The sequence below is a fragment of the Psychrobacter sp. Choline-02u-9 genome (genome assembly GCF_002836505.1).
GTDB lineage: Bacteria > Pseudomonadota > Gammaproteobacteria > Pseudomonadales > Moraxellaceae > Psychrobacter.
This window is the reverse complement of the sequence record NZ_PJBF01000039.1, coordinates 1-218: the sequence shown is the minus strand read 5'-3', so window position 1 is coordinate 218 and position 218 is coordinate 1. Positions and strand designations below refer to the sequence as shown.

At 45.4% G+C, this 218-nt stretch carries 1 pseudogene; it reads left to right on the top strand.

What is annotated here, in order from left to right:
• Positions 1-62: 62 nt before the first annotated feature.
• A pseudogene (locus CXF69_RS00660) lies at positions 63-218 on the top strand (IS6 family transposase); the annotation flags it as partial.

The window sequence follows — 218 nt, the reverse complement described above, 5'->3', positions numbered from 1 at the left end:
GGCACTGTTGCAAATAACCACGAATGGTAAGCTGAAGACTGTTTTAGCTAAAGGTGCAGCATATGAATCCTTTCCATGGTCGGCATTTTCAGGGCGAAATCATTCTTTGGGCTGTGCGCTGGTATTGTAAATATGGCATTAGCTATCGTGAACTGCAGGAAATGCTGGCCGAACGGGGTGTGAATGTTGATCACACGACTATTTACCGTTGGGTTCAA